Origin of the sequence: Streptomyces sp. NPDC127595 (assembly GCF_042671685.1) — a bacterium.
GTDB lineage: Bacteria > Actinomycetota > Actinomycetes > Streptomycetales > Streptomycetaceae > Streptomyces.
Genome location: NZ_JBHXWK010000020.1, coordinates 73,881 through 81,338, shown reverse-complemented (window position 1 = coordinate 81,338; position 7,458 = coordinate 73,881). Strand labels below are relative to the sequence as shown.

Annotated in this window: 6 protein-coding genes; 4 read left to right on the top strand and 2 right to left on the bottom strand. The window is 71.6% G+C overall.

Features of this window, described 5'->3' with window-relative positions; genetic code table 11:
* Positions 1–169 precede the first annotated feature (169 nt).
* Positions 170–1,192, bottom strand: a complete 1,023-nt coding sequence (locus ACFVKT_RS38845; protein ID WP_385741235.1) for an SGNH/GDSL hydrolase family protein — start codon at positions 1,190–1,192, stop codon at positions 170–172.
* Positions 1,193–1,335: 143 nt separating this feature from the next.
* On the opposite strand from ACFVKT_RS38845, the gene ACFVKT_RS38840 reads away from it, so the two are divergent.
* Positions 1,336–2,730, top strand: coding sequence for a cystathionine beta-synthase (locus tag ACFVKT_RS38840; protein ID WP_385741232.1), 1,395 nt, complete (start codon positions 1,336–1,338; stop codon positions 2,728–2,730).
* A gap of 439 nt (positions 2,731–3,169) precedes the next feature.
* On the opposite strand, the gene ACFVKT_RS38835 is transcribed toward ACFVKT_RS38840, so the two are convergent.
* Positions 3,170–3,604, bottom strand: coding sequence for a hypothetical protein (locus tag ACFVKT_RS38835; protein ID WP_385741229.1), 435 nt, complete (start codon positions 3,602–3,604; stop codon positions 3,170–3,172).
* Positions 3,605–3,881: 277 nt separating this feature from the next.
* Between ACFVKT_RS38835 and ACFVKT_RS38830 the strand changes: the two genes are divergently transcribed.
* The 3 genes from ACFVKT_RS38830 to ACFVKT_RS38820 all read left to right on the top strand — a co-directional run bounded on the left by ACFVKT_RS38830 (position 3,882) and on the right by ACFVKT_RS38820 (position 7,419).
* On the top strand, positions 3,882–5,747 hold the full coding sequence (locus ACFVKT_RS38830) for an aromatic amino acid lyase (RefSeq protein WP_385741226.1): 1,866 nt from the start codon (positions 3,882–3,884) through the stop codon (positions 5,745–5,747).
* A 119-nt stretch (positions 5,748–5,866) separates the two neighbouring features.
* Positions 5,867–6,706 (top strand): MurR/RpiR family transcriptional regulator, encoded by an 840-nt coding sequence (locus ACFVKT_RS38825; protein ID WP_385741223.1) that lies wholly within the window; start codon positions 5,867–5,869, stop codon positions 6,704–6,706.
* A 143-nt stretch (positions 6,707–6,849) separates the two neighbouring features.
* Positions 6,850–7,419 carry a hypothetical protein gene (locus tag ACFVKT_RS38820; RefSeq protein WP_385741220.1) on the top strand — a complete coding sequence of 190 codons (570 nt, stop codon included), beginning with the start codon at positions 6,850–6,852 and terminating at the stop codon, positions 7,417–7,419.
* Positions 7,420–7,458: the final 39 nt, after the last annotated feature.

Below are 7,458 nucleotides of genomic sequence, written 5' to 3'. Positions count from 1 at the left end.
GGGGCTCCGCCCCCAAACCCCCGCTCCTCAAACGCCGGAGGGGCTGAACCCCCTCAGCCCGTCCGGCGTTTGAGGACGAGCGCGTTCAGCGCGACAGCGGGGGTCTGGGGGCGGCAGCCCCCAGGAACAGGGACGGGCAGGGGCGGAGGGGGCGAAGAAAATCCCCCGGTCACGCGGACGGTGCCGGTGTCGGGTCCGTCGCCGGGACGCGGCGCCGGCGGCGGCGCTTGAGGAGGGCCCAGGGCCCGCGAGGCCCGGTGGGCATCGCGGCCGTCACCTCGGTGCCGGGCTCGGAAGCGGCCTCCGCAGCCGCACGGGCGACCGGCAGGAAGCCCTCGCGACGCGAGGCGTCCGGCCGCTCCTCCTCCGCCGGCCAGAGATTGAGGGCAGCGCAGACCGTGGGAAGAAGCGCCATCGCGGCGGTGGCGTATCCCTCCGCCGAGGGGTGGTAGTTGTCGGGGCCGAACAGCTCCCGCGGATTCGCCTCGAACTCGGGCCCCAGCAGGTCGCCCAGCGACACCGTACGACCGCCCTGCTCGACCGTACCGATCGTCTGCGCGGCGGCAAGCTGCCGCGAGGCCCGGCGGGCCAGCCACCGCAGCGGCTGCTGGACCTGCTCGACCGTGCCCAGGTCGGGACAGGTACCCACGACGACCTCCGCACCGGCCGTGCGCAGGCGACGTACAGCCGAGGACAGATGACGCACGGACCGCGTCGGCGGCATCCGATGGGTCACATCGTTCGCGCCAATCATGATGACGCAGATATCGGGTACCCGGGAGGTGTCCGCGAGGGCCAGCGCTACCTGGCGGTCCAGGTCGTCCGACTGGGCCCCGGGCAGCGCCACGTTGCTCAGCTCCACCGGACGCTCGGCGACCGCCGCGAGCCCGGACGCGATGAGCGCCCCCGGCGTCTGCCGGGCCCGGTGCACACCCTGGCCGGCGGCCGTGGAGTCCCCGAGCATGGTCAGCCGCAGCGGCGGACCGTCCTGCCCGGCGTATCCGTACCCGTACAGGCCCTCACCGCGCGGCGCGTGCGGTGTGTGTCCGTTGCCCACCACACGCTTCGCCATCTGCACCTCGGCCAGCAGCACGCCGACCGCGGCCGCGCCCACCAAGCCGATCCCGCCACCGCCGTACGCAGCGCCCGCCGCGATCCGCCGGGCCACCCTCGCCCTCGACATACCCGCCATGCGTCGCCGTCACCTCCTCATAGCCGTACATCCAGTGCTTGCCCCGTGAAGGCCGTTCTCCAATCTCAACGGTGCGTGAACGGTCATCCGACGCCTTACGCTGACGGGACCATCCCATTTGAAACAAAGCTCCGGAGACAACGGTGCAATTCCACGACTCGATGATCAGTCTCGTCGGCAACACCCCGCTGGTGAGGCTCAACAACGTGACCGCGGGCATCCAGGCGACCGTCCTCGCGAAGGTTGAGTACTTCAACCCCGGCGGGTCCGTGAAGGACCGCATCGCCCTGCGCATGATCGAGGCGGCGGAGGAGAGCGGAGCCCTCCAACCGGGGGGCACCATCGTCGAGCCGACCAGCGGAAACACCGGAGTCGGGCTCGCCATCGTGGCGCAGACGAAGGGGTACAAGTGCATCTTCGTGTGCCCCGACAAGGTGAGCACCGACAAGATCAACGTGCTCCGGGCGTACGGCGCCGAGGTCGTCGTCTGCCCCACCGCCGTCGACCCCGAGCACCCGGACTCGTACTACAACGTCTCCGACCGGCTCGTGCGCGAGACGCCCGGCGCGTGGAAGCCCGACCAGTACTCCAACCCCAACAATCCCCTCTCGCACTATCACTCCACCGGCCCCGAGCTGTGGGAGCAGACGGAGGGGAAGATCACCCACTTCGTGACGGGTGTGGGCACCGGCGGCACCATCTCCGGCACCGGGCGGTACCTGAAGGACGTCAGTGACGGCAGGGTGCAGGTCGTGGGCGCCGACCCCGAGGGGTCCGTGTACTCCGGCGGGTCCGGGCGGCCGTATCTGGTCGAGGGCGTGGGCGAGGACTTCTGGCCCACCGCGTACGACCGGTCCGTCGCCGACGAGATCGTCGCCGTGTCCGACAAGGACTCCTTCCAGATGACGCGCCGCCTCGCCAAGGAGGAGGGGCTGCTCGTCGGCGGGTCCTGCGGCATGGCCGTCGTCGCCGCGCTGCGGGTGGCCGAGCGGCTCGGGCCCGACGACGTCGTGGTCGTCCTGCTGCCCGACAGCGGCCGCGGCTACCTCAGCAAGATCTTCAACGACGAGTGGATGGCCGACTACGGGTTCCTGGAGGACACCGGGCCGAGCGCACGTGTCGCCGACGTCCTCGACGACAAGGAGCACGGCCACATCCCCACCCTCGTCCACATGCACCCGGAGGAGACGGTCGGCGAGGCGATCGAGGTGCTGCGCGAGTACGGCGTCTCGCAGATGCCGATCGTGAAGCCGGGCGCCGGGCACCCGGACGTGATGGCCGCCGAGGTCATCGGGTCCGTCGTCGAACGCGAGCTGCTCGACGCGCTGTTCACCAAGCGGGCCTCCCTGGAGGACCCGCTGGAGAAGCACATGTCGGCGCCGCTGCCGCAGGTCGGTTCCGGTGAGCCGGTCGGCGACCTGATGTCCGTGCTCGGCGGCGCCGACGCCGCGATCGTCCTCGTCGAGGGCAAGCCCACCGGGGTCGTCAGCCGCCAGGACCTGCTGTCCTTCCTGGCCAAGGGCGGGTCGAAGCAGTAACAGACCGGGCAGGCGTCCGGGCCGAGCTGCGGGAATGCTTCTGAGCGGCGCCTTCGAGAGGGAACTTCGCGGAAGTGGTACGAACGCGTCACGTCCGCGCAGCACCGGCTTAACACGGATCCGGCACATTGGTGGATGTCGGCAAGGGCGGGAGCGGCTCCCCGCCCCGGCCGACACCAAAACGGCGTCAAGGACCTTCGGAGCGGCTCCCGGACCTCCATGACGCCACGGACGCGTAAGCCCGGCCCTGACCCGGCTCGCGTCCCTCGCGGGGATCGCCGTCGTCCCGCCCCCCGGTATCGGGGGTGCGGCGGTCCCCGCGCAAGCTTCGAAGGGCCCGGCACCTGTCACAGGTGCCGGGCCCTTCGCTTGTGTTGCCGCGACTTTCGCCTGTGTTGACGGGACTTTCCCAGTCTTCCCAGTCTTCCCGGTCTTCTTCCTAGTCTTCCCAGTCCGACTTCGACTTTCCCCTGCGCCTGCCGAAGAAGTCCGGGTGAAGACGCACGGCCTGGACGATGTTGACCCCCACGATGCCGCCCCAGGCGACCAGGAGGCCGGGCAGGCCCGAGACGCCGCCGCCGATCCCGGACAGGGGGACGGCGAGGACGAGGGAGACGATCCCGAAGCCGAAGCGCTCGCCGAACGAGTCGCTGGACTGGGGTGTGCGCTCGCCTCGGGCCACCACCATCTGCTGTTCCGCGAGCTGGCGCCGCACCCGGCGGTCGACCACGCCGTCAAAGCGCTGTTCGACCTTCTCCAGGAACGAGTCGACCAACGCGGACTCGTACTCTTCGCCCAGCTCCTTGCGTGCGTGCAAGGTGGCGTCGAGTTCCTTCTTCAGTTCGGCGTCGCCGCGGGCTTCCATACCGGTCATGGTGCCTACGTTAGGGATTCGACGGCGCCGGGGCACTGGGGTTAGCCCCCCTGTTCGGAGTGGGCCGCACCCCCGCCCGATCCGGAATGTGCACCGTGTTGCGCCGTACGACAAGGCCGTCTCTTGCGCGGCCTGTATATCGTCATGCAAAGTTCTGTATACCTGAATAGGTTGTCAATGGTCCGGCAGCGGTTGCCGGTTACTCATGGCCGTCCAGGCGAGATCCGCTACCCGGACTGAGGGGATTTTGCGCTCTATGTCGTCTCGGAATGTTGACGTGCCGAGTGGGGTGAACACCGGTCTCGTGGTGCTGGACGGCTGCAGCACCGGTGTCGCCGACATCGTCCGGCTCGCCGACGGGGCCGCGCGGCCGGTTCCCGGCACCGAAGCGATGAAGCGCGTCGAGGAATCCTGGGACGCGGCCCGGCAGATCGCCGCGAGCGGGCGCGTGTACGGGCGGTCCACCGGCGTGGGCGCCAACCGGAACGAGGACGTGCCGACGGCGTCCGCCGCGGGGCACGGTCTGCGTCTGCTGCGCAGCCACGCCGGGGCGATCGGCGAGGAACTGCCCGCCCGGCAGGTCCGCGCGATGCTCGCCGTACGGGCCAACCAGCTCCTCGCGGGCGGGGCGGGACTCCGGCCCACCGTCGTCACGGCACTGTGCGAGGCACTGGAGACCGGGGCGTACCCGGCGGTGAACGAGTTCGGATCCGTGGGCACGGGGGACATCGCGGCACTGGCCCAGGTGGGGCTGGCGCTGGCGGGGGAGCACCCTTGGCGGTCTTCGGGGGTGGGTGCGGGGTGGTTCCCCGAGGGGAGGGCTTTCGAGGGGCGGTCCTCGGAAGGGCGGTCCTCGGAGGGGCGGTCCTCCGGGGCGGGTGCCGGGCCGTCACCCGAAGGGAAGGCTTCCGAGGGGAACGCTTCCGCGGCGGGTGCGGGACGGTCACCCGAGGCGGGTGCCGGGCGGTCGGTCGAGGAGTGGTCCTCCGGGGCGGGTGCCGGGCGGTCGGTCGAGGAGTGGTCCTCCGGGGCGGGTGCCGGGCGGTCGGTCGAGGAGTGGTCCTCTGGGGCGGGTGCCGGGCGGTCGGTCGAGGAGTGGTCCTCCGGGGCGGGTGCCGGGCGGTTCCCCGAGGGGCGGTCTTCCGAAGGGCGCCCCGTTGAGGGGCTGGGACCCGAGCCGCAGCCCCTCGACAACAACGACGCCCTCGCGCTCATCAGCAGCAACGCGCTCACCCTCGGGCAGGCCGCCCTGGCCCTGGACGAGTTGCGCGGGCTCATCGGGGCCACGCAGGTGGTCGCCGCCCTCTCGCTGATCGCGGTCGACGGCTCGCACGAGGCGTACGCGGCACCCGTGCACGCCGCCCGTCCGCACCGCGGTTCGGTCGAAGTGGCGCGGCGGATGCGGGAGTTGATCGGCGCGGCGGACCGGCCGGTGCCGCCGCTCGGACGGATCCAGGACCCGTACGGCTTCCGGTGTGTGCCGCAGATTCACGGGCCCGCGCAGGACGCGGCGGACGCGCTGGAGAACGTCCTCACCGTCGAGATCAACGCCGCCGCCGAGAACCCCCTGATCTCCCCCGAGGACATGGCCGCCTACCACCACGGCGGCTTCTACCAGGCCCAACTCGCCCTCGCGCTGGACCACTTCAGACTGGCCGTCACACAGGTGGCCCGCCTCTCGACCTCCCGGCTCTCCACCCTGAACGAACCCGCCTACACCCGCCTGCGCCCCTTCCTGGCCGACAGCGAACCCGCGTCCTCCGGCGTGATGATCCTGGAGTACGCCGCCGCGGCCGCCCTCGGTGACCTTCGGGCCTTCTCCGCGCCCGCCTCGCTCGGCCACGCTGTACTCTCCCGGGGCGTCGAGGAGCAGGCCAGCTTCGCCTCGCTCGCCGCACGGCAGACCCTGCGGGCGTGCGGTGCGTACCGTCTCGTCGTCGGCTGCGAACTCGTCGCCGCCGTACGGGCCTTGCGCCAGCGCGAGCTGCGGCCGGACCCGGAGCTGCCGGCCGGGCGGGCGCTGGAGCTCGCCGAGTCGGTGCTCGACCCGGAACAGGCCGACCGGCCGCTCACCGACGACGTGGGCGCCGCGGCCGCACTGCTCGACCGTTTCACGGACATCTGGAGGGGGAGCGCGTCATGAGCGGTGCGGACACGAGTGCGGACGCAGCTGCGGGCGGGATTGCGGGCGGGGCTGCGGACTCAAGTGCGGGCGGGGATGCGGGTGTTGATGGGACTACGGGTGTTGGCGGGAGTATCGGTATGACGACGGACAGTCCCGCTGCGCGGCTTCAGGCGCTCTTCGAGGGGCACCGGCTGACACCGACCCAGCGGCGGATCGCGCACAGCATGGTGCGGCGCGCCTCCGACGTGCCGTTCCTGTCGAGCGTCGAACTCGCCGAACTCGCCGGGGTCAGCCAGCCGTCCGTCACCCGCTTCGCGGTCGCACTCGGCTTCGACGGCTATCCGGCGCTGCGCAAGCACCTGCGCGAGGTCGCGCCCGCCGAGCAGAGCGCGGGCTCCGGCTCGTACAACGAGTACCAGCAGGCCGTCGAGGCCGAGATCGAGAACCTGAAGCACCTGGCGGAGGTGCTGGCCGACCCTCGCCCGGTGGCGCGTGCCGGGCGGCTCCTCGCTGCGAGCAGACCGCTGCCCGTGCTCGGTCTGCGCGCCGCCGCCTCCCAGGCGTACGGCTTCGCGTACTTCGCCGCCAAGGTCCACCCCGACGTACGGCTGCTGCACGAGGGCGGCACGATGCTCCAAGACCGCATCGACGCCGCCGTACACGCCGGGGCCACCGCACTGCTCTGCTTCGCGCTGCCCCGGCACCCGCGCGAGGTCGTGGACTCGCTGGCGTACGCCAAGGCTGCCGGGCTGACGGTGGTGACGGTCGCGGACTCGGCGTTCGCACCGGTGGCGAAGGTGTCCGACCTGCTGCTTCCGGCCGCCGTCGGTACCGGCCTCGCCTTCGACACGGCCTGCGCCCCGATGCTCCTCGGTCGCGTCCTGCTGGAGGCGATGTGCGACGACCTGCCGGACGCACAGGCGCGTCTTGAGGAGTTCGACGCGCGGGCCGCCGCACGGGGGCTGTTCGTGGAGTAGTGGAGTAGTTATGAGCTCGTGGCTGGTCACTGGTCACTATCACTAGTCACGGTTTGGTTGAGCCGCCGTACTTCTCAGCTTCGTCTCACCTTCGCTCGCTAGCGTGCTCGCCCGGAGAACTGGGACGCACAAGGAGGCGGAACGTGGGGCGCGGAGGGCAGGGACTGGCCCGGGTGGCTGTCGTCGTGAGAGCGGGCGCCGCACCGCTGTGGTGGTGCGGGGTGTTCGCGGCGGCCATCGGGGTGGTGTTGCCGGGTATCACCGGCCGCCGGATCGGGGTCATGGCCGGGGCGGTGCTGTTCATCGTCGCGGCCGTCGTGGTGGCGTACAGGCGCAGGAAGCGGTACGCCGAACTGGCCCGCTCCGCCGCGCGCGCCAGCAAGCACGATGTGCTCCAGGACCGCGCGGTGACGGTACGGAACTGGCGCCGGGGTCACCGCTGGTGGCTGCTGCTCGCCTTCGTGGCCGCGCTGGGCAGCTCGTTCGCGGTGCCTGCCGCGGGTGGCATGCTGCTCGCCGGCGTGGGCGTCGGGCTGTGGCTGAAGGCCGGCTGGCTCGGCCGCCGCGAACGCGCCGAGCAGGAGCTGATCTGGGTGCGCGTCGACTGGCTCGGCAGGGGCGCGGGCGCCCCTGCGGGCAAGCCGGTCAAGGCCTGCCGGGCCACCGGTGTGGCGGCCGGGGACGCCGCGCCCGGCGGAGCGCGGCGCCACTGACGGCGGCCTGGCTGCATCGGCCGTTGGCCAACGGCCGTT